We start from the raw sequence: 21,114 nt of genomic DNA, 5'->3' as shown, positions 1-21,114 counted from the left end.
GGTCCTCTCGGTACCGAAGGCAAGGGGTAGACAGAGGTGACAACTCCACTGCTCGGCCGGGACGCGGAACTCGCGACTCTCGGACGCTTGCTGGACGACGCGGTCATGGGCAACGGCTCGTGCGTCGTCGTCACCGGTGGGTTCGGCATCGGCAAGACGGCGGTCCTCGACGCGCTCGCCGCCGACGCACGTGAACGCGGCTTCACCGTCCGGCTCGCCAAGAGCGCCCGGCTGGAAAGCCACCTGCCCGGCGCCGTAGTGCGGCAACTCGCGCCGTGCCTCGCCAACGAACACGACCTGGAAGAGCTGTACGCGCGCGCCGCCAACTCCGCGCGCAAGACGCCGATCCTCATGATCATCGACGACGTCCACGTCGCCGACACCTTCTCCAAGCGCGCGCTCGCGTACCTGCGCCCCCGGCTGCGGGACATGCCCGTCGTCATCGCGCTCGGCGCGTCCCAGGGCTACCTCGCCACCGACGAGGTCACGCTGCCCGAGATCGCCGGCGCCCACCCGCACCGCCTCGACCTCGACGGACTCGACGTCGTGACCGTCGAAGCGCTCGTCGAGGACCACCCGGAACGAGACCCGAAGCGCTGCCACGAACTCACCGGCGGCAATCCCTACCTGCTGCAGGCCCTGCTGCGCGAGGAAGGCGAGGGGTCGGCCGCGGTCGGCGAGATGGTCGGCGTGCGGCTGCGCGAGTACACCGGCGCCGCCGAGGTCGCGCGGTCCGCCGCCGTGCTCGACGGGGACGCGGGCCTCGAACTGCTGTCGGCGCTCACCGGGTTCGACGCGCTGCCCGCCGTCGACACGCTCGTCCGGCTCGGCGTGCTCGCCGACACGGACCCGCTGACGTTCCTGCATCCGTTCGTGCGCAACAGCATTCTCGCCGACATGCCGGTCGCGGTCAGGTCCGCCGCGCACGCCCGCGCCGCCTGGCTGCTGTTCGAGTCCGACGCCCCGGACGAGCGCGTCGCCGAGCACGTGTTGAAGGCCAGATCAGTCCGCTTACCGTGGGCTGTCGACCTGTTGCGCGAGGTCGGCGGTGTCGAGCACCTGGAACGCGCGCTGGACGAACACCTCTCCGAACCCGACCGGCTGGCCGTCGAGGTCGAACTCGGGCACACCGAACACCTGCGGGACAGGGCACTCGGCCGCGACCGGGTCCGCGACGCGTTGATGCGCTGCGAGGACCCGCACCTCGCCGCGAACGTCGCGCTGGCGTTGATCCAGCGCATGTGCACCGGCACCGACGCGCACTTCGCCGTCTCGCTCGCGATCATGGTCGTCGCCCGGCTGCTGCCCGAGGACCGCGACCTCGTCTGGAACCTCGTCTGCACCACGTACCTGTTGTCCGCCAACAGGGACGCGCGGATGGCCAACTGCGCGGGCAAGTACTTCGAGGACCTCGTCGGCGAAATTCCGCAGGCCCCGGAACTCCAGCGCGCCCGGTCGGCGTTGCTCGCGGTCGGCAACGCCCGCAGCGGCGACTCGTACGCCGAGGCCGTCGAGTACGCGCTGGAAGCACTCGAAGGCGACTGGGTCGACGTCTTCGGTGAGCCGTACCTCTTCACGTTCCTGGTGCCCGTGCTCGGCGACAACCCCGAGCACATCACCAAGTTCTGGCTCTCGCACAGCACCGCGCCGGTCTCGCACGACCCGCACCTGCGCCGCGGGATGCTCAGCATGATCGCCCGCGCCGGGGCGTTCCACAACAACGGCGACCTCGCGCGCGCCTACACGTTCCTCACGCCGCCGGTGTCGACCGGCAACCAGAACTGTCCCGCCGTCGTGCTCGCCACCGCGAAGCTCGCCGAGGTGTGCGTCGAGATGGGACAGTTCGACGAGGCCGCCCCGCTCGTCGCCGAGGACGGCAACCTGTTGCAGCACATCAACATCGTCTACGCGCGCGGCCGGCTCAAGCTCGCGTCGTGTCACGCCGAGGGCGGGCTGGAGGACCTGCTGGAGGCGGGCCGCCGCCTCGCCGAACGGGACATGCCGAACCCGGCGCTCATGCCGTGGAGGCACCACGCCGTGCGCGCGCACCTCGCGATCGGCAACCGCGACGACGCCGTCCGGCTCGCGCATGAGGAACTCGACCTGGCCAAGCGGTGGGGCTCGCCGCGGGTGGTCGGGACGGCCCTGATGAGCGTCGGCATCAGCACCGACGACGTCGAGGTTCTCCTCGAGGCGGAAGAGGTGCTGGCCTCGTCACCGCACCGGCTGCTGCACGCCCAGTCGTTGTACTGGCTCGGCCACCACCTGCGCCGCAAGGGCCGGGCCGACGCCGCCACCCCGCACCTGCGGCAGGCCTACGACCTGGCCCGGCACCTGAGCGCGCACCCGCTGGCCAAGCTCGCGGGCGACGAGGTCCGCGACGAGGACGACCAGGTGCAGGGCCTCACCAAGCAGGAGAACCGGGTCGCGCGGATGGCGGCGCAGGGCCTCACGAACCGGCAGATCGCCGAAGCCCTGCACCTCACTCGCCGCACCGTCGAACTGCACCTGTCGAGCGCCTACCGCAAGCTCGGCATCACGGGACGAGCTGAGCTCGTCGCCGCCTTGTGGTCCTGACGACGACCAGCAGACCCGCCAGCAACGCCATCACGATCACGGTGACGGCCGCCGACAGCACCAGGAACTCGTCGAGCCTGCCGCTCGTGAGGTAGGCGCCGAGCGCGATCGCCACGACCGCGCACACGGCACGGTCCATGATGGACTCCATCGACAACAGCGTTGCGCGATAACGGGAATCCGGGATCGCGTCGTTGAGCAGCTTCTTCTGCACGGGGAAGCTCATGCCCGCCGTCACGGAGAACAGGCACAGCAACACGATCGTCACCACCCCGCCGGACGGCGCGATGAACCCGATCGCCAGCGCCATCACGATCGTCAGCAGGAACACCGACTTCGCCGGTCCGATCTTGCGCGACAGCCAGTGCGGACGGGCGGCGGCGAGGGCCTCGAAGATCGTCATCGCGGCGAGTACCGAGCCGTACCAGGTGACCGGGACGTCCTTGGTGTCGAGGACGGGCTGGAAGAGGTTCACCTGCAGGATGCGCACCAGCGTGAACATCGCGATGCCCTGGATCATCAGGAGCAGCAGCCACCGCGAGGTCCTGAGCGCGCTGAACGCGCCACCGACGCCCGCGAGGAGCTTCGCCGTTTTGCCTTCCGGCCTCGTCCAGCCCGGGATCGGCGGGAGCTTCAGCGCGAACACGACGGCGATCGCGGCGTTGATCGCCGTGAGCCAGTACGGCGAAGGCATGTTCCACTGCATCAGCAGGCCGATCACCGGCCAGTACACGATCTTGCCGATCAGGCTGTACGACCGCCCGACGCCCTCGACCTTGAGGTAGAGGTGCCCGGCGTCGTGCGCGTGCAGGTACTCGTAGAGGTACGCGCTCTGGGCGCCGGAGATCAACGACCTGGCCAGCGCGATCAGCAGGAAGTGCACCAGGAACCCGGTGTAGTTGCCGGCGAGCACCGGCACCAGGTTCGCGACGACCAGCACGCTCGCGCCGAGCCACAACGACGTGCGGTAGTCGAAGCGGTCCGCGACCATGCCGGTCGGGATCTCCATGAGGCAGAACGCGATGTAGTAGATCGACTGGATGCCGAAGATCTCGGCGTCGCTCAGCCCGAGCTGCTTCTGGTACTCGTAGAAGACCGGGATCCACAGCAGCAGCCCGAAGAAGAACTGGAAGCCGTACGTCAGGCGGACGGCACGCGCCACTTCCGGAGTCGCCGGTACGCGAAGACCCAGCATCAGATCGAGTACGGCCGCAGCTGCAGGACGTACAGGACCTCGTCGGTGGCGAGCCATTCGATGTCGACCGGCGAGTCGAACGTGTAGTCCGGCGAGAAGTGCGCCTGGAGCAGGCGGCCCACGATCGCGAGGCGCTGCAACTGCTGGTGGGCTTGGGGACCGAGGTCTTCGGTGGCGTCGCCGAGGGAGACCGTGCGGCCGCCACCCTCCACAGTGGAGTACAGGTACTGCATCGGCTGGGTCGAGCCCTCGACGACGTCGGTGACGTTCGGCGAGACGTTCACGTAGACGTTGCGGAAGTCGCTGCGGTTCATGGGGTTCGTGGTGACCATGACGCCGCCGAAGTCGGCCTTGACCTGTTCCTGGACCACGACGCCCATGAAGCAGTCGTCCAGCGAGATGCCCGCCTGCTGGCGGAGGCGGACGCTGCGCGCGGACACGAGCGACGCCCACACCTCCTTGACCGACTCCACGATCTTCTCGGCGCTGGTGACGTGGTTGTACGACTCGTAGATGCCCGCGGCGGAGAACCCGGCGAGGTCCTCGGCGTTGGACGAGCTGCGCACGACGAAAGTCCTTACACCCGCGAGGTTCTCGACGATCGCGGTGTCCAGTTCGGACAGCAGGTAGTCCGGCACGCGGGTCTTGCGGATCAGCTGCTGGAGTTCGACGCACAGCGGTTCGATCTCGCGGGCGTTGAGTTCCAGCGCCATCTTGAGCTTGCCGATGGCCTGCTGGATCTTCGGCGACGACTCCAGGAAACCCTGGTGCAGCGAGAACGGCAGCGCGACGCCGCGCGGCACCCGCACCCGTTCCGCGAGGAGCTGCTGGGCCGCCTGGAGCAGGTCCTCGTCGGTGTCGAGGAGTTTCTGGAGGTAGGGCAGGAGGTTGTCGCGCGGCGGGCGCGGCACCGAGAAGAACCCGAGCAGGCGGCGCGGTGACTCGGAGGCGAGCACGTGGTGCAGCTCGCCGAGGTTCGCGGCCTTCGTGCCGTAGCGGTGGCTGTCGTTGTAGCGGATCTTCGCGAGGTTCACGATCGGGTTGTAGGTGTGCTCGGGCTCGTCGAGCGTGACGCGCTGCGCGTACCAGGCGGGCCGCTGGCCGAGGTCCTGCGGCTCGTCGATCAGCCGCAACCCGACCCCGGCGCCCTTCGCCGACACCTCGTACTCGACCCACTGGCCGTCGAGGTTCTCCCGATCGATCAGCTCGAACGCCCCGATCTGGATGGCGTTCGGAATCGACCAGCCGGTCGCCAGGACGTTCGTGTGCGACAACGGCGTCGTGTGGCTCGCGTTGATGATGCCGGCGAGCCGCGGAATGTCGTCCGGAACGCGGTGCATCACCACGATGTCGAACCATTCGAGGGTGTTCTCGCGGTACTCGCGCTCGTCGCGGAATGCGCGCAACCGGCCCTTGGTGACGCCCGGGTTCAATGCGACGAACTCCGCCGTCGAGAACAGTTCGTGGGCGAGGATCCGCGGCAGCCGTTCCGCCGGAATTCCGGCGACGGCCTGTTCCTGGAGGTGGTTCGCGGGCTTGAAGAACAACGGCGTGGCGGCGTCGACGTTGCGGCGCACCTCGGCGTGGAAGAACTCGATCATGTCCGCCGACATGGTGTCGACCTCGACGGTCTCCAGCGAGAACATGTGCCGGTCCTCGCGCTGGTGCAGCGACAGGATGCCGAGGAAGAACCGCCGGTCAGAGGCGTGGTAGAAGCTCTGGTTGAACTCGTCGATCCGCGCCCGCAGCTCGCTTTCGGCGATGCCCAGGATCTCGGTCCCGATGTAGATCGCGTGGAACTCGTGGCGCGCGTTGTTCAGGAAGTGGATGGTGTCGTTCTGCCGGTCCACCACCACCTTGACGAATGAATAACCACCCAGACTGCCGGACAGCTGGTTGAATGCTGACATGGTCAGCGGTTCCCCGACCAGCCCCGCCACGTCGGCTTCCTGGACAGCCACATCCGCTCCTCTCGCGCTCGATTGCAACGAGTGAGTGTGACATCGCTGTAGGTGGGGTTATTCCAGTCCGAATCTCATTTGGTTCGTGTCCGGTTCACTTTCCATCAACCCCTTGTTAATTGGAGACCGGCGTCACCGCCCGTTGGGTGAAGAATCCAACGTGGTGGGACGCCGGTCTCGTGGGGTGAGCCGAACTTCCGGTTCGTGATCTGGGTTACCCGGTGTGTCAGCCGAGCTGGGTGGACTCCCTGGCGAGCCGCTCGATCCGCTCCCAGTCGCCCTGCACGAGGGCGTCCTTGGGCGCGAGCCACGAGCCGCCGACGCACCCGACGTTCGCGAGCTTCAGGTAGTTCGGCGCGCTCTGCGGGGTGATGCCGCCGGTCGGGCAGAACCGGACGTGCGGGATCGGCCCACCGATCGACTTCAGGTAGTCGGCGCCGCCCGCCGCCTCGGCCGGGAAGAACTTGAGCGCCGTCAGCCCGCGCTCGGCCAGCCGCATCACCTCGGACACCGTCGCCGCGCCCGGCAGGTACGGCAGCCCGGTCGCGTCGGCGGCGTCGAGCACCCGCTCGGTCGTGCCGGGGGTGACGAGGAACGCCGCCCCGGCCTTCGCGGCCTGCTCGGCGTGCTCCGGCGCCGTCACGGTGCCCGCGCCGATCACGATCTCCGGCACCTCACGGGCGACGTTCTCGATCGCGGCGAGCGCGGCCGGGGTGCGCAGCGTCAGTTCGATGACGCGCACGCCCCCGCGCAGCAGTGCCTGGGCGAGCGGCACCGCGTGGTCGGCGTCGTCGACCACGACGACGGGGATGACGGGCGAGAGACCGAGGAGGTCCGCGCCGGTGCTCACCCGAAGAACGTCGCTGGGGTTGTCGCCGTTGGTCACTGCTGCTCTCCTTGCCGGGATCCTGCTGCTGATGTTCTCAACGTTGACGACATTGACGACGTTGATGCTGACATTGACGACGTTGACGCGAGGTTGACGACGTTGACGACGATGAGGTCGTCAACCTCGACGTTGACGGCGTCGATGTTGACGACCTCCCGGCAAGCTTGCCATCCACCTAGTGGTGCGTGACCGGCGCGAAGTGGTCGGCCGTGATCGGGCCGAACACCGTGGCCCCGCGATCCGCCGGCCCGACGCTCCGCCGCAACGCCGCGAACAGCTCGCGCCCCGTGCCCATCCACTCCCGGCTGGTCGGCGGGAAGTCGACCAGCGGCCGCGACGCGAGTTCGTCGGCGGAGACCTGGACCTCCAGCGTCCCGGCCGAGGCGTCCAGCCGGAGGACGTCGCCGTCGCGCACCCGCCCCAGCGGTCCGCCGACGGCGGCTTCGGGCGTCAGCTGGATCGCGGCCGGGATCTTGCCCGACGCGCCGGACATGCGGCCGTCGGTCACCAGCGCGACCTTGTAGCCGCGGTCCATCAGCACACCGAGCGGCGGTGTGAGCTTGTGCAGTTCGGGCATGCCGTTGGCCTGCGGTCCCTGCTGCCGGACGACGACGACCACGTCGCGGTCGAGTTCGCCCGCCTTGAAGGCCTCCTGGAACGCCTCCTGCGTGGTGAACACGCGGGCCGGGGCCTCGACGACGTGGTTCTCGACGGCGACGGCCGACACCTTGATGACCGAGCGGCCGAGGTTGCCGGAGAGCATCCGCAGACCGCCGTCGGAGGCGAACGGCTCGGTGACGGGGCGCAGGACGTCGGTGTCCAGGGAGCGGCCGGGGCCGTCGACCCAGATCAGCTCGCCGTCGGCCAGCATCGGCTCCTGGCGGTAGCGGTCGAGGCCGTGGCCCGCGACGGTGTTCACGTCGGCGTGCAGCAGGCCGGAGTCGAGCAGGGTGCCGACGACGAACTGGACGCCGCCCGCCGCCTGGAAGTGGTTGATGTCGGCGCCGCCGTTGGGGTAGACGCGGGCGATCAGCGGCACGACGGACGACAGGTCGGAGAAGTCGTCCCAGCTCAGCTCGATGCCCGCGGCGGCGGCGATGGCGACGAGGTGCATCGTGTGGTTCGTCGAACCACCGGTGGCCAGCAACGCCACCACACCGTTGACGACGGCCTTCTCGTCCACGACGTGCGCGATCGGGGTGTAGTGCTCGCCGCGGGCCATCTCGACGGCGCGGCGTCCGGCGTGCTCGGTCAGCGCGCGGCGGAGCGTCGTGCCCGGCGGCACGAACGAGGCGCCCGGCAGGTGCAGGCCCATGACCTCGACGACCATCTGGTTCGAGTTCGCGGTGCCGTAGAACGTGCAGGTGCCGGGGGAGTGGTACGAGGCGGCCTCGGCCTCCAGCAGGTCCTCGCGGGACGCCTTGCCCTCCGCGTAGAGCTGCCGGACGCGCGCCTTCTCCTTGTTCGACAGGCCCGACGCCATGGGGCCCGCGGGCACCAGGATCGACGGCAGGTGCCCGAACGACAGCGCGCCGATCAGCAGTCCGGGCACGATCTTGTCGCACACGCCCAGCAGCACGGCGGCGTCGAACATCTCGTGCGACAGGGCCACGCCGGTCGACATGGCGATGACGTCGCGGCTGAAGAGCGACAGCTCCATGCCCTCGCGGCCCTGGGTGATGCCGTCGCACATGGCGGGCACACCGCCGGCGAACTGGGACACACCGCCCGCCGAGCGCACGGAGTCCTTGATCCAGGCCGGGTACTCCTGGAACGGCTGGTGGGCCGACAGCATGTCGTTGTAGGACGACACGATCGCGACGTTGGACTTGCGCAGCGCGCGCAGCGCCGCCTTGTCGCCGCCGGTGATTCCGGCGAAGCCGTGCGCCAGGTTGCTGCACGCGAAGCCGGACCGGGACGTTCCGTCCTGCGCGGCGGCGGCCACGCGTTCGAGGTACGCACGGCGCGAGTCGGCGCTGCGGGCGGCGATGCGGCGTGTCACCTCTGTCAGAACAGGATGCAGTTCGGTCATGGGGGTCTCCGGGTCATCACGGGCCGTGGTGGGGCCCTTACGAGACGACAACGGTGGCGTCCCACGGACGGGCGTGACGCCACACACAGTAAGTCATGGCTGGTCGTAGACACAAAAACGATTCAGTAACTGGGACTGAACCAGTTTTGAATCTTGGCGTGTGGTGCTTGTCACATGGCTTGAGATTGGGCAGAGTGCGGGGCACGACCTTGGAACGGAGGTGTCCCATGAACTCCACGGAGATCGTCGAGCTGCGCCGGGTCATCGGTCAGATGCGGCATGCCGTCAGCAATCTGCGCGCCCGATACGGCGACGTGGCTGCGGTTCAGCGTCTGGCCAACGACGTGGAACGCATGGACATCGACGCTTCCGAACTCGTCGACCTCAGCACCCCGAGGCAGCGCGAAGCGCCTCAAGTGGAACGCGAGGTCGTGGTCGTGCCAGACACGCCTTACGACGAGTCGCTCTGGAAGGACGCGGACGACGAAGGACTCGGTGGGTACCGGAACCGGACCTGACCCAGCCCGACCTCACGGCCCTCGCGGACAGCGGGGGCCGTTACGCGTTTGTTCCACAACGACGTGGACCCCCAGAAAGGTGACCAATGGCGAGGGCAGAGATCGCCGCCAGGACTCTGCGCACGGACCGATGGTGGTTGCCGCCGCTGACGACATTCGTCGGCCTGCTGCTCATCTCGATCTACGCGGCGTTCCGCACGTTCCAGGGGGACTACTACTGGGTCGACCAGTACCACTACCTCACACCGATGTACTCGCCGTGTCTCACGGAGGAGTGCGTCCCCGCGGCATCGCACTTCGGGCAGTGGTTCCCCGCGCTGCCGGGGTTCCTGACACCGCCGCTGCTGATCATCCCGTTCCTGCTGGGATTCCGGATCACCTGCTACTACTACCGCAAGGCCTACTACCGCGCGGCCTGGGCGTCGCCGCCCGCGTGCGCCGTGGCCGAGCCGCACAGCAAGTACACCGGTGAGACCCGGTTCCCGCTCATCGCGCAGAACCTGCACCGCTACTTCTTCTACGCGGCCTCGTTGTTGTTGCTGGTCAACATCTACGACGCGGTGTCGGCGTTCAGCACCGGCCTCGGCCTGGGCAACATCATCCTGCTGGTCAACGTCAGCCTGCTCGCCGCCTACACGCTGAGCTGCCACTCCTGCCGCCACATCGCGGGTGGACGTCTCAAGCACTTCTCCAAGCACCCGGTCCGCTACTGGACGTGGACGCAGATCTCCAAGCTCAACAACCGCCACATGCAACTGGCGTGGGCTTCGCTGATCTTCGTCTGCCTCACGGACCTGTACGTCGCGCTGGTCGCCTCGGGAACGATCTCCGACCTCCGCTTCATCAACTAAGGAGTGGTTTTGCCCGAGCTGGAAAGGCATTCGTTCGACGTCCTCGTGATCGGCGCGGGTGGTGCCGGTCTGCGAGCCGCGATCGAGGCCCGTGAGCACGGCCTGCGCACCGCCGTTCTCTGCAAGTCGTTGTTCGGCAAGGCCCACACCGTCATGGCCGAGGGCGGCATCGCCGCCGCCATGGGCAACGCGAACGAGAGCGACAACTGGCAGGTGCACTTCCGCGACACCATGCGCGGAGGCAAGTTCCTCAACAACTGGCGCATGGCCGAGCTGCACGCACAGGAGGCGCCGCAACGGGTCTGGGAACTCGAGACCTACGGCGCGCTGTTCGACCGCACCAAGGACGGCCGGATCTCGCAGCGCAACTTCGGTGGCCACGAGTACCCGCGCCTCGCCCACGTCGGTGACCGCACCGGCCTCGAACTGATCCGCACGTTGCAGCAGAAGATCGTGTCGTTGCAGCAGGACGACTTCAAGGAGTTCGGCGACTACGAGGAACGCCTGCGCGTGTTCCAGGAGTTCACCGTCACCGAGCTCACGAAGGACGGCGACAAGATCTCCGGCGCGTTCGGCTACTGGCGCGAGTCCGGCCGGTTCGTGCTCTTCGAGGCACCCGCGGTGATCCTCGCGACCGGCGGCATCGGCAAGTCGTTCAAGGTCACCTCGAACTCCTGGGAGTACACCGGGGACGGGCACGCACTCGCGATGCGCGCCGGGGCCTCGCTGATCAACATGGAGTTCATCCAGTTCCACCCCACCGGCATGGTCTGGCCGCCGTCGGTCAAGGGCATCCTCGTCACCGAGTCCGTGCGCGGTGACGGCGGCGTGCTGCGCAACTCCGACGGCAAGCGGTTCATGTTCGACTACATCCCCGAGGTGTTCAAGGACAAGTACGCCGACAACGAGGCCGAGGCCGACCGCTGGTACACCGACCAGGCCAACAACCGGCGCCCACCGGAACTGCTGCCCCGCGACGAGGTCGCCCGCGCGATCAACTCCGAGGTCAAGGCCGGGCGCGGCTCACCCCACGGCGGCGTTTTCCTCGACGTGTCAACGCGTCTGCCCGCCGAGGAGATCCGGCGCCGGCTGCCGTCCATGCACCACCAGTTCAAGGAACTGGCCGATGTGGACATCACCGCGCAACCCATGGAGGTGGGGCCGACGTGCCACTACGTCATGGGCGGCGTCGAGGTCGACCCGGACACCGGATCCTCTTCCGTGCCAGGGCTCTACGCGGCCGGTGAGGTCTCCGGCGGCATGCACGGCTCGAACCGGCTCGGCGGCAACTCGCTGTCGGACCTGCTCGTCTTCGGACGGCGTGCGGGCGCGGGAGCGTCGGAGTACGTGCGGGCGATGAGCGAACGCCCGAAGGTGGCGGAGGAGACCGTCACCGAGGCACGCGCGATGGCGCTCAAGCCGTTCCAGGAAGAGGGCGGCGAGAACCCGTACACGCTGCACATGGAACTCCAGCAGTCGATGAACGACCTCGTCGGCATCATCCGCCGCGCCGGTGAGATGGAGGAGGCGTTGCAGCGGCTGGAGAAGCTCAAGGAACGCGCCCGCTCGCTCACCGTCGAGGGCCACCAGCAGTTCAACCCCGGCTGGCACCTCGCGCTCGACCTGCGCAACATGCTGCTGGTGTCGGAGTGCGTGGCGAAGGCCGCGTTGCTGCGCACCGAGTCGCGCGGCGGGCACACCCGCGACGACCACCCCGTGATGGACGCGGAGTGGCGCCGGAAGCTGTTGGTGTGCCAGGCCGACGGCGACGGGGCGAGCGTGACGGAGAAGCCGCAGATCCCGATCCGCAACGACCTGCTGGACCTGTTCGAGCGCACGGAGCTGGAGAAGTACCTCACCGCGGAGGAGTTGTCATGAGCTACCAGGGGAAGTTCCGGGTGTGGCGCGGCGACGACTCCGGCGGCGCGCTGGAGGACTTCACCGTCGAGGTCAACGAGGGCGAGGTCGTCCTCGACATCATCCACCGGCTCCAGGCGACGCAGGCGCCGGACCTCGCGGTGCGGTGGAACTGCAAGGCCGGCAAGTGCGGTTCGTGTTCCGCCGAGATCAACGGACGGCCGCGGCTGCTCTGCATGACCCGGATGTCGACCTTCACCGAGGGCGAGACGATCACGGTCACGCCGATGCGGACGTTCCCGATCATCCGCGACCTCGTCACCGACGTGTCCTTCAACTACACCAAGGCGCGTGAGGTCCCGTCGTTCGCGCCGCCGAAGGACCTGGCGCCGGGCGAGTACCGGATGCAGCAGGTCGACGTGGAACGCTCGCAGGAGTTCCGCAAGTGCATCGAGTGCTTCCTGTGCCAGAACACCTGCCACGTGGTGCGTGACCACGAGGAGAACAAGGAAGCCTTCTCGGGGCCGCGGTTCCTGATGCGGGTGGCGGAACTGGAGATGCACCCGCTCGACACGGCCGACCGCGTCGACCAGGCGCAGGACGACCACGGCCTCGGCCTGTGCAACATCACCAAGTGCTGCACCGAGGTGTGCCCCGAGCACATCCACATCACCGACAACGCGCTCATTCCCATGAAGGAGCGCGTGGCCGACCGCAAGTACGACCCGATCGTCTGGTTGGGCAACAAGCTGTTCAAGCGGTCCTAGCGAGCCGCGGGCCGGGGATCATAACCCCGGCCCGCGGTGCTCGGAACAGTTTTCGCTCGTGTGCCACTTTCGTGGGTTCCCCTGATTTCGCCGCGCCGTTGACGACGTTCCGGTGCTGTACTGATGACGGATCGCGGTCGAGCGGTCCACATCGAATTGGGGGATTCGAAATGCGAAGGTGTTTCGCTGCCGTTGTGGTGGCGTTGTTGTCCTGTCTCGTCGTCGTCCCGTCCGCGTCCGCGCACTCGGCGCGGTGCAACCCCTACCAGTCGATGGGGAACGGGACGGTGAACATCTTCCTGGTCGACGGCGGTGACCCGTGCACGATCGGGCGGGTGATCACGCAGCTGGCCGGGGCGCCGATGATTCCCACGCAGAGCGGGTTCTTCCGCGTGTTCGGCCCGAACGGGCACATCAGCGACAGCCAGACCAAGTACTGGACGTCGTTCGAGTCCTATCGCGCCGAGACGAACCAGAAAACGCACGAGGGCACTTTGTGGTGTTCGGAGTTCTGGATGCAGACCGGCTCCACGTTCACCCGTGCCGACAATCCCGTGTGCATCGAAGTCTGAAAGTTCCTGGGGGAACGACGATGAAGATTCGTGAATTCATGATGGCGGCCGTGATCGCGGCACTGGTGGTGCCTCTGGCGGCGACGGCCGCGCACGCGGGCAGCGTGACGGGGGTGTGCGGCCCGGTGCCGACGCAGAGCGACTGCCAGATCGCGACGCTGGACTTCCCCGGCGGGAGGCTCTCGATCGACGTCGACATCGACCGCCGGTGGCCGTTCGTCAACTACCGCACCAACTGGGACGTCTGGGACAGCCAGGGCCCGACCAGCTGCAAGCGCGAGTTCTGGTCGGACGACCCGCCCGCGTCGTGGACCTGCGACAACATCCACGCCGGGCCGATCACGCTCAACGTCGGCAAGCAGACGCCCGACTTCGCCCACCTCGGGTTGCGCTGGTAGCTCACCCGGCGAGCTGCGGCACGACCAGTCCGGACTCGTACGCCATCACCACGGCCTGAGCCCGGCTGGTCAGCCGCAGCTTCGTCATCACGCGGTTGAGATGCGTCTTCACCGTGCCCTCGGTGACGGTGAGACGCGCCGCGATCGTCGTGTTCGTCAGCCCGGTGCCGACGAGCCGCAGCACCTCGCGTTCGCGGTCCGTGAGCTCCTCCAGCCCCGCGTCACTCCCCGGGGCCGCCGTGCCGCCCCTCAGGTAGGCCGCCACGAGCCTGCGCATCACCGTCGGGCTGAACTGCATCTCCCCGGACGCCACGGCCGCGATGGCGGCGATCAGGCGGGCCGGTTCGGACTCCTTCAGCACGAACCCCGCCGCGCCGAGCCGCAACGCCTCGTGGACGTACTCGTCCAGGTCGAACGTCGTCAGCACCAGCACCCTGGCCGGCCCCGCGACGTTCTTCAGCGCCGTCAGCCCCGGCAGGCGGATGTCGAGCAGGATCACGTCCGGCCGCGCCGTGCGGGCCAGTTCGCACGCGGTGGCGCCGTCGGAGGCCTCGCCCACGACGGTCAATTCCGGTGCGGCGTTCAGCAAGGCGACCAGGCCGGCTCTGAACAACGGCTGGTCGTCGACCACGAGCACGCGCGTCACAACGCCCCTCATTCATGTGACGTCACCGCCGGCAGATCCCCCACCAGGAGCGTACCGCGAAAGTTGACGGGAGATCCACTGTTCGTGAGACGACCCGGTTCCGCTTGCGCCGCTACGTTCCGGCTCATGCACACCGCATCGGCCGACCTGCTCGCCGTCCGCACGGTCACCGTGGACGGCTCGGACGTCTACCTCCGCGTCACCGACAGCCCGGTCGACCTGGAGATCCGGTGGTTCCGCGACGGACGGGTCGCCGGAGCGCCCGTGCTGTTCCCGGCGGGTGACCGCTCCCGGCGGCTGCTCGGCGCGAACTTCCCCGCCGGGACCACGTTCTGCCTCGACGTCCTGGGGGAGCAGGCACAGGCTTGGCGCGGTGTCGTCGACTGGAACGTCTGACCACTCTGGAGGGGACTCTCGATGAAACGCGCTCTCGCCGGCCTGTTCGCCCTGGGCTTCGCGATGCTGTCGGCCACGCCCGCGCAGGCGGCGTCGACGACGATCACCGTGCCGTTCAAGGAGAACCAGATCACCTGGTTCACCACCGCGCGCACGATCACCGTCGCCGGCTCGAACATCGACGCACGGGTCGCGCTGGGCGGTGTCATGCAGCTCGCCTGGTACAAGTGCGGCGACCGCAACAACCGCGGCGCGTTCGTGCGGATGGAGGAGACCCGCAAGCACGTTGGCACGAACTTCAAGGCGGGCACCAAGTTCTGCCTCGCCTCGAACAGCCCGTACACCTCGGGCACCGTCGGAGGAACGCTGTGGTGGAGCGGAAACTGACCGCGCTGCTCGCCCTCGTCCTGCTGACCGGGTGCGCCGCACCGCCTCAGCAGGTCCCCGAACTCGTCGACCAGCAGCGGTACGCCCGCGACCTCCAGGACGGCTCGGCGCGGTTCTCCTGGCCGGACAGCCGGAAACCGGACCTGGGCGTGCTCGCCGAGAAGTCGGGGCCGGGACCGGACAGGGCACCGGCGGGCAGCGAGCGGATCGTCCTGGAGATCACCAACTCCTGCGCCTGGTACCTCGACTGGGAGGACGCCCGGAAACGCGGCGACCAGGCAGCCGCGACGAAGGCGTTGCAGGTCATGGGTGAGGTGCTGCCGAAGTTCTCGCCCGAGGACCCCGACGGGCAGCGCTATGCCCGCGAGACGGCCGCGAAAGCGGAACGGGGCGACGGCTCACTGGCCGCGGACTACGTGACGAACAACTGCGATTCGGTGCTCTGGAAATGACGAACGGGGCGTGTCCGAAGTGGACACGCCCCGTTTCGGCAGGCGGACGTCAGATCGAAGCCGCGGCGTTGGCGACCTGGACCTGGTTGGCGGCGTCGCCGGCATCGGTGTTGATGACCTTCTTGTTGCGGCGGTTGCGCTTCTCGAGGTAAGTCGCGAGCCACGTCAGCAACAGGCACAGTCCGATGTAGATCAGCGCGACCACGATCATCACCGAGATCATCGGGCGACCGAAGTTCACCGCGTCATTACCGATGCGCGTACCCCACCGCAGCAGCTCCTCGAACGTGATGAGGAAGCCGAGCGCGGTGTCCTTCAGCAGCACCACGAGCTGGCTGATGATGGTCGGCAGCATCGCCCGCAACGCCTGCGGCAGCAGCACGAACGTCATCACCTGGGTCTTGCGCATGCCCAGCGCGTACGCGGCCTCGGCCTGCCCCTTGGGCAGCGAGTTGATGCCCGCGCGGAAGATCTCCGCGAGCACCGAGCCGTTGTACAGCATCAGGCTGACCACGACCGCCGTGAACGCGCTCAGCTTCACCCCGGCCACGGGAAGGCCGTAGTAGAAGAAGAACATCATGATCACGAGCGGGATCGCGCGGAAGATCTCGACGATCACCGCCGCGGGGGCGCGCACCCACGCGTGGTCGGACAGCCGCGCCGCCGCGAAGATCGCGCCGAACACGAGCGCCAGCACGGCGCCGACGGCGAACGCGGACAGCGTGTTGCCGATCGCCTCCACCAGCGACAGCTGGATCACCTTGTAGTTGATCCAGTCGAGCCGGCGCGTCGTGAACTGGTCGGTGACGATGAACCGCATGGCCACGTACACGACGGCCGCGATGATCGCCGCGATGCCGATGACGGCCATGATCTTGTGACGGACGCGGGCCTTCGGGCCCGGGACGTCGAACAGCACCATGCTCATCGGGCCACGCTCCAGCGCTTCTCGAAGACCTGCTGCACGTACGTCAGCGGCATGACCAGGATGACGAACCCGAGAGCGACCCAGAGGAGCCCGAGCAGGACGTTGTCACCCTGGTCCGACAGCTGCTCGCGGATGTTGCCCGCCTGGAAGACGGCGAAGCCGGACGCGACGGTCGTGTTCTTCAGCAACGCGATCATCGTGCTCGTCATCGGCGGCACGACCGAGCGCAACGCCTGCGGCAGCACCACGTTGCCGAGCATCTGCGTGAACGTGAGGCCCAGCGCGCGGGAGGCCTCGGCCTGCCCGACCGGCACGGTGTTGATGCCCGAGCGGACGACCTCGCAGACGAACGCCGCCGTGTAGAGCGACAGCGCGACGACCGCGGCGGTGTACTCGTCGATCTTCAGGATCTCGAGCAGCGGGTACGCGAACACGAAGAACACGAACACCAGCGTCAGCGGCGTGTTGCGCAGGATCGTCACGTAGGCCGTGCCGATGCCGCGGAAGACGGGCACCGGGCTGACCCTCAGCGCGGCGAGGATCGTGCCCAGCACCAGGGACAGCACCGCGGAGATCGCGAAGAGCTGGAGGGTCTGCCCGAACGCGTCTAGGAAGAAAGAAAAGTTCTTGGTGAGGACGTTCATCGGTTTCCTTGCCGTCCGTCCGCCTTCAAAGGAACGGCCGGCGGACCCACGCGGGATCCACCGGCCACGTGAACAACCGTCAGTACCGGTCGATCTTCGGCTTCTCCGCGGACGAGCCCGACTTGCCGAGCGTGCCGTCGTAGATCTTCTGCCAGGTGCCGTCGTCGAGCGAGGCCTGCAGGACGTCGTTCACCTTGTCGCGCAGCGCCTTGTCGTCCTTCGGCAGGCCGATGCCGTACGGCTCGCTGGAGAACGTCTTGCCGACGACCTTCAGCTTGCCCTCCTCGGCGGCGGCGTAGCCCTTGAGGATCGCGTCGTCGGTGGTGACGGCGTCGACCTCACCGTTGAGGAGCTTGGTGACGCACTGCGAGTAGCCCTGGAACTCGAGGACGTTGCCGGGCTCGGTGAGGCCCTTCTCCTTGACGTTCTTGGCCGGGGTGGAGCCGGTGACCGAGCAGACCTTCTTGCCCTTGAGGGCGTCCGGGCCGGTGATGTCGGTGTTGTCCTTCTTCACCAGCAGGTCCTGGCCGGCGACGAAGTACGGGCCCGCGAACGCGACCTTCTCCTTGCGGCCCGCGTTGATCGTGTAGGTGCCGACGTAGTAGTCGACGTCCCCGTTGATCAGCGCCTGCTCGCGAGCGGCCGACTGGACGGTCTTGTACTGGATCTTCTCGGGGTCGAAGCCGAGCTTCGCCGAGATGAGCTTCGCGATGTCGATGTCGAAGCCGCTGTACTTGTTCGTCGTCGGGTCCTTGTAACCGAGGCCCGGCTGGTCCTCCTTGACGCCGACGATCAGCGAACCACGCGACTTCGCCTTGTCGAACGTGGGCGAACCGGCGACGGCGACGTCCTTGGCGACCTCGAACAGACCGGCGGGCGCGGCGCCCTGGTCTGCCGGAGCGCCTTCCTTGCCACACGCGGTCAGGGCCAGTGCGCCCGTCAGCAGCACCGCCGCAAGGGTGCGAACCCTCATCGTCCTTCTCCTGCCATTCGTTCTGGAAGTGGGCTGACTACTAGTGAGTCAGGATCTTGCCAAGGAAGTCCTTCGCGCGGTTGGACTTCGGGGCCGAGAAGAACTCTTCCGGGGTCGAGTCCTCGACCACCTCGCCGTCGGACATGAAGATCACGCGGTCCGCGGCCTTGCGGGCGAAGCCCATCTCGTGGGTGACGACCAGCATCGTCATCCCGTCCTTGGCCAGGCCCGTCATGACGTCCAGGACCTCCTGGACCATCTCCGGGTCGAGCGCGGACGTCGGCTCGTCGAACAGCATCACCTTGGGCTTCATGGCGAGCGCGCGGGCGATCGCGGCGCGCTGCTGCTGGCCACCGGAGAGCTGGGCGGGGAACTTGTCCGCCTGGTTCGCGATACCGACCCGCTCCAGGAGTTCCATCGCGGTCTTGCGCGCGTCGGCGGCGGGCGTCTTGCGCACCTTCACCGGGGCGAGCATGACGTTCTCGACGATGGTTTTGTGGGCGAAAAGGTTGAAGGACTGGAACACCATGCCGACATCGGCGCGGAGTCGGGCCAGTTCTTTTCCTTCGGCGGGAAGTGGCTGGCCGTCGACCTCGATGACACCGGAATCGATCGGTTCGAGGCGGTTGATGGTCCGGCACAGGGTCGACTTACCGGAACCCGACGGCCCCAGCACGACCACGACCTGCCCCTTCGGCACTTCCAGCTGCACGTTCTTGAGCACGTGCAACGGGCCGAAGAACTTGTCCACACCCGCCACACGAATCATCGGCGGTGCAGAGGCGGCAGTCATCCAGTCCTCCATTTGGGGTCGTCGGCGTTGGCGGAAACCTAGGTGTCCGCCACCACACCAGTCCAGGACATTGAGCAAGACTTAGGGTCTCAACTCTGTCACAGGCAGACATCGGTTGCCCGGGAGGTAGCGAAAGTGCGCGTGCTGCTCGTCGAGGACGACGACAGGGTCGCCGAGGCCTTGGTCCCCGCCCTGACCAGACGGGGTTTCCACGTGGACCGGCAGGCCACGGGCCGCGGCACCCTCGACCGCCTGGCGGGCGTCGACGTGGTGCTGCTCGACCTGGGCCTGCCCGACATGGACGGCGTGACGTTGTGCCGTGCCATCAGGGCCGCGTCGGACGTCGCGATCATCGTGGTGTCCGCGCGGGGGGAGATCGACGACCGGATCCTCGGCCTGCACGCCGGGGCCGACGACTACCTCGTCAAGCCATATGACGTGGGAGAACTCGTCGCGCGGGTGCACGCCGTGCGACGGCGTCGCGGCGCGGATCCGGTCGGGGTGGGCGCGGTGTCCACGGAGGTGTTCGAGACCGGCGACGTCCGGGTTGACCTGGGACGTCACGAGGTCACGGTCGCGGGGGAGTCGGTCGCCCTGTCCCGCAAGGAGTTCCAGGTGCTCGCCCTGGTGATGGCCGCGGGTGGCGCGGTGTGCACGCGGGAGCGCATCCTCGCGGAGGTGTGGGGCCGCACGTGGTCCGGCGCGAACCGGACGCTCGACGTGCACGTCGCCACGCTGCGGACCAAGCTCGGGAGGCCGTCGTTGCTGGAGACCGTGCGGGGCGTCGGGTATCGGCTGGGGCAGGTGTGATCTCGATTGGGTGATCTTTCGCGTCGGCGTGTCGCGACCGGGTGGGGTGACGGGCTGTGAGGTCGCGACTGCTGGGCGTGGTGCTCGCCCTGATCGTGCTCGTGCTGGTGGGGCTCGGCGTGCCGCTGGGCCGCAACGTGGCGGCGGCGGAGCAGCAGGAGATGTTCCTGGACCGGCTCACCGACACGAGCCGGTTCGCGTCGCTCGCCGCCCGGCCGTTGATCGACGACAAGCCGGACCTGCTGCTGCCGGAGTTGCAGCGCTACGACGACCTCTACGACATCGGCGTGGCGGTCGTGGCCAGGGACGCGCCGACGGTGCCGCTGGTGGCGTCGCGCAACGACCTCGCGCTCGGCGAGAGCGGTGTGCAGGACCTGGTCAGCAAGGCGTTGGCCGGACGGTTGCCGGTCGCGCCGCCGTTGTTGCAGCCCTGGGACACCTCACGGCTGGTGCTCGCCGAACCCGTGCTGGTCGACGGTGAGGTGCGCGGCGCGGTGATCACGTTCTCGCCGACCACGAAGACCCGGTTCGAGGTGCTCGCCTGGTGGGCGTTGCTGCTCGCGGCGAGCCTGCTGGTGCTGGCGCTCGCCGTGCTGCTGGCGCTGCCGGTGGTGCGCTGGACGTTGCGGCCGGTGCAGGCGCTCGACGACGCGACGGGCAAGCTCCTCGCCGCCGTGGTGTCGGGCCGGCCGGTGCCGCCGGTGGGCGCGGAGAGCGGGCCGCCGGAACTGCGGCAGCTCAGCCGTTCCTTCGACCAGATGGCCGCGAACGTGGGCGATGTGCTGGCGTCGCAACGGGCTTTCGTCGCCGACGCCTCGCACCAGCTGCGCAACCCGTTGACGGCGCTGAAACTCCGGCTGTCCAATCTGGAGGGTCACGTCGACGCCGAGGCGGAGGTGCACCAGGTCGAGGCGCTGGCCGAGACCGACCGCCTCAACCGCATCCTCGACGAGCTGCTCGCGATGGCGCGCGCCGAGTCGAGTTCGGTGGACCCGGTGCCGGTCGACGTCGACAAGTCCGTGGCGGCCCGGCTGTCGGCGTGGCAGTCGGCCGCGGCGGCCAAGGAGGTGCACCTGGTGCTCGACGGGCAGCGGGTCGGCATGGCGCTCGTCCCGCCGCGCGGGGTCGAGACGATCCTGGACGCGTTGCTGGACAACGCGTTGAAGTTCACCGCCGAGGGCACGCTGATCGTCGTGGACGCGCGCAAGGCCGACGGCGTGATCACGATGTCCGTCGCCGACCACGGACCGGGGTTGCAGGCCGACGAGCTCGAGCGCGCCACCGACCGGTTCTGGCGCAGCCCCGCGCACCAGAACGTGCCGGGCTCCGGTCTCGGGCTCTCGATCGTGCGGCTGATCGTCGAACGCGTGGACGGGACCGTGCGGCTGGAGTCGCCGGAAGACGGCGGCCTGAAGGTCGTCGTCGAACTCCCGGCCGTCTAGCCGCGAGCCGATCCCACCCGGTGGCG

21 protein-coding genes are annotated in these 21,114 nt (G+C 68.1%); 12 read left to right on the top strand and 9 right to left on the bottom strand.

Going from position 1 to position 21,114, the window contains the following annotated elements:
• Positions 1-36 precede the first annotated feature (36 nt).
• A complete protein-coding gene (locus tag JNUCC0626_RS22500) occupies positions 37-2,577 on the top strand; it encodes a helix-turn-helix transcriptional regulator (RefSeq protein ID WP_394621749.1) in 2,541 nt (846 codons plus the stop codon).
• On the opposite strand, the gene JNUCC0626_RS22495 is transcribed toward JNUCC0626_RS22500, so the two are convergent.
• From JNUCC0626_RS22495 to edd, 4 genes are all read right to left on the bottom strand, one after another.
• Positions 2,537-3,772, bottom strand: a complete 1,236-nt coding sequence (locus JNUCC0626_RS22495) for an MFS transporter (RefSeq protein WP_394621748.1) — start codon at positions 3,770-3,772, stop codon at positions 2,537-2,539. The two genes, JNUCC0626_RS22500 and JNUCC0626_RS22495, sit on opposite strands and share 41 nt — an antisense overlap.
• On the bottom strand, positions 3,772-5,733 hold the full coding sequence (locus tag JNUCC0626_RS22490) for a PEP/pyruvate-binding domain-containing protein (protein WP_394621747.1): 1,962 nt from the start codon (positions 5,731-5,733) through the stop codon (positions 3,772-3,774). The genes JNUCC0626_RS22495 and JNUCC0626_RS22490 overlap by 1 nt, the downstream gene beginning before the upstream one ends.
• 226 nt (positions 5,734-5,959) lie before the next feature.
• Positions 5,960-6,583 (bottom strand): bifunctional 4-hydroxy-2-oxoglutarate aldolase/2-dehydro-3-deoxy-phosphogluconate aldolase, encoded by a 624-nt coding sequence (gene eda / locus JNUCC0626_RS22485; protein WP_394622077.1) that lies wholly within the window; start codon positions 6,581-6,583, stop codon positions 5,960-5,962.
• A 214-nt stretch (positions 6,584-6,797) separates the two neighbouring features.
• Positions 6,798-8,654, bottom strand: a complete 1,857-nt coding sequence (gene edd, locus JNUCC0626_RS22480) for a phosphogluconate dehydratase (RefSeq protein WP_394621746.1) — start codon at positions 8,652-8,654, stop codon at positions 6,798-6,800.
• Positions 8,655-8,881: 227 nt separating this feature from the next.
• On the opposite strand from edd, the gene JNUCC0626_RS22475 reads away from it, so the two are divergent.
• The 6 genes from JNUCC0626_RS22475 to JNUCC0626_RS22450 all read left to right on the top strand — a co-directional run bounded on the left by JNUCC0626_RS22475 (position 8,882) and on the right by JNUCC0626_RS22450 (position 13,617).
• Positions 8,882-9,172, top strand: a complete 291-nt coding sequence (locus JNUCC0626_RS22475; protein WP_285646288.1) for a hypothetical protein — start codon at positions 8,882-8,884, stop codon at positions 9,170-9,172.
• 86 nt (positions 9,173-9,258) lie between these two features.
• Positions 9,259-10,023, top strand: a complete 765-nt coding sequence (locus JNUCC0626_RS22470) for a hypothetical protein (protein WP_394621745.1) — start codon at positions 9,259-9,261, stop codon at positions 10,021-10,023.
• Positions 10,024-10,032: 9 nt separating this feature from the next.
• Positions 10,033-11,901 (top strand): fumarate reductase/succinate dehydrogenase flavoprotein subunit, encoded by a 1,869-nt coding sequence (locus tag JNUCC0626_RS22465; RefSeq protein ID WP_394621744.1) that lies wholly within the window; start codon positions 10,033-10,035, stop codon positions 11,899-11,901.
• Positions 11,898-12,647, top strand: coding sequence for a succinate dehydrogenase/fumarate reductase iron-sulfur subunit (locus JNUCC0626_RS22460; RefSeq protein ID WP_394621743.1), 750 nt, complete (start codon positions 11,898-11,900; stop codon positions 12,645-12,647). The genes JNUCC0626_RS22465 and JNUCC0626_RS22460 overlap by 4 nt, the downstream gene beginning before the upstream one ends.
• Positions 12,648-12,817: 170 nt before the next feature.
• Positions 12,818-13,219, top strand: a complete 402-nt coding sequence (locus tag JNUCC0626_RS22455; protein WP_394621742.1) for a hypothetical protein — start codon at positions 12,818-12,820, stop codon at positions 13,217-13,219.
• Positions 13,220-13,239: 20 nt separating this feature from the next.
• The gene (locus JNUCC0626_RS22450; protein ID WP_394621741.1) at positions 13,240-13,617 is read left to right on the top strand and encodes a hypothetical protein; all 378 of its coding nucleotides are present in this window, start codon (positions 13,240-13,242) and stop codon (positions 13,615-13,617) included.
• Position 13,618: 1 nt separating this feature from the next.
• Here the strand turns inward: JNUCC0626_RS22450 and JNUCC0626_RS22445 are convergent, their stop codons facing one another.
• Positions 13,619-14,275 carry a response regulator gene (locus JNUCC0626_RS22445; RefSeq protein ID WP_394621740.1) on the bottom strand — a complete coding sequence of 219 codons (657 nt, stop codon included), beginning with the start codon at positions 14,273-14,275 and terminating at the stop codon, positions 13,619-13,621.
• A 114-nt stretch (positions 14,276-14,389) separates the two neighbouring features.
• Between JNUCC0626_RS22445 and JNUCC0626_RS22440 the strand changes: the two genes are divergently transcribed.
• From JNUCC0626_RS22440 to JNUCC0626_RS22430, 3 genes are read left to right on the top strand one after another with little or no spacing between them, the layout of a single operon-like run.
• On the top strand, positions 14,390-14,659 hold the full coding sequence (locus tag JNUCC0626_RS22440; RefSeq protein ID WP_394621739.1) for a hypothetical protein: 270 nt from the start codon (positions 14,390-14,392) through the stop codon (positions 14,657-14,659).
• Between the two features lie 21 nt (positions 14,660-14,680).
• Positions 14,681-15,046, top strand: coding sequence for a hypothetical protein (locus JNUCC0626_RS22435; RefSeq protein WP_394621738.1), 366 nt, complete (start codon positions 14,681-14,683; stop codon positions 15,044-15,046).
• Positions 15,031-15,498 carry a hypothetical protein gene (locus JNUCC0626_RS22430; protein WP_394621737.1) on the top strand — a complete coding sequence of 156 codons (468 nt, stop codon included), beginning with the start codon at positions 15,031-15,033 and terminating at the stop codon, positions 15,496-15,498. Before JNUCC0626_RS22435 ends, JNUCC0626_RS22430 begins: the two co-directional genes overlap by 16 nt.
• A 49-nt stretch (positions 15,499-15,547) precedes the next feature.
• Here the strand turns inward: JNUCC0626_RS22430 and JNUCC0626_RS22425 are convergent, their stop codons facing one another.
• The 4 genes from JNUCC0626_RS22425 to JNUCC0626_RS22410 all read right to left on the bottom strand — a co-directional run bounded on the left by JNUCC0626_RS22425 (position 15,548) and on the right by JNUCC0626_RS22410 (position 18,812).
• Entirely contained in the window at positions 15,548-16,426 is an 879-nt protein-coding gene (locus JNUCC0626_RS22425) for an amino acid ABC transporter permease (RefSeq protein WP_394621736.1), read from the bottom strand.
• Positions 16,423-17,070: an amino acid ABC transporter permease gene (locus tag JNUCC0626_RS22420; protein WP_394621735.1), complete on the bottom strand. Its 648-nt coding sequence runs from the start codon at positions 17,068-17,070 to the stop codon at positions 16,423-16,425. Before JNUCC0626_RS22420 ends, JNUCC0626_RS22425 begins: the two co-directional genes overlap by 4 nt.
• Positions 17,071-17,149: 79 nt before the next feature.
• On the bottom strand, positions 17,150-18,043 hold the full coding sequence (locus JNUCC0626_RS22415) for a glutamate ABC transporter substrate-binding protein (RefSeq protein ID WP_394621734.1): 894 nt from the start codon (positions 18,041-18,043) through the stop codon (positions 17,150-17,152).
• Between the two features lie 40 nt (positions 18,044-18,083).
• Positions 18,084-18,812: an amino acid ABC transporter ATP-binding protein gene (locus tag JNUCC0626_RS22410; protein ID WP_176960056.1), complete on the bottom strand. Its 729-nt coding sequence runs from the start codon at positions 18,810-18,812 to the stop codon at positions 18,084-18,086.
• Positions 18,813-18,971: 159 nt separating this feature from the next.
• On the opposite strand from JNUCC0626_RS22410, the gene JNUCC0626_RS22405 reads away from it, so the two are divergent.
• Positions 18,972-19,646 (top strand): response regulator transcription factor, encoded by a 675-nt coding sequence (locus JNUCC0626_RS22405; protein WP_266042156.1) that lies wholly within the window; start codon positions 18,972-18,974, stop codon positions 19,644-19,646.
• 56 nt (positions 19,647-19,702) lie between these two features.
• Positions 19,703-21,088 carry a sensor histidine kinase gene (locus JNUCC0626_RS22400; RefSeq protein ID WP_394621733.1) on the top strand — a complete coding sequence of 462 codons (1,386 nt, stop codon included), beginning with the start codon at positions 19,703-19,705 and terminating at the stop codon, positions 21,086-21,088.
• The last annotated feature ends 26 nt before the right edge of the window (positions 21,089-21,114 follow it).

The sequence above is a fragment of the Lentzea sp. JNUCC 0626 genome (genome assembly GCF_043632865.1).
Lineage (GTDB): Bacteria > Actinomycetota > Actinomycetes > Mycobacteriales > Pseudonocardiaceae > Lentzea.
Note: the sequence above shows the minus strand (reverse complement) of the source record. Positions and strands in the feature narration are given on the sequence as shown.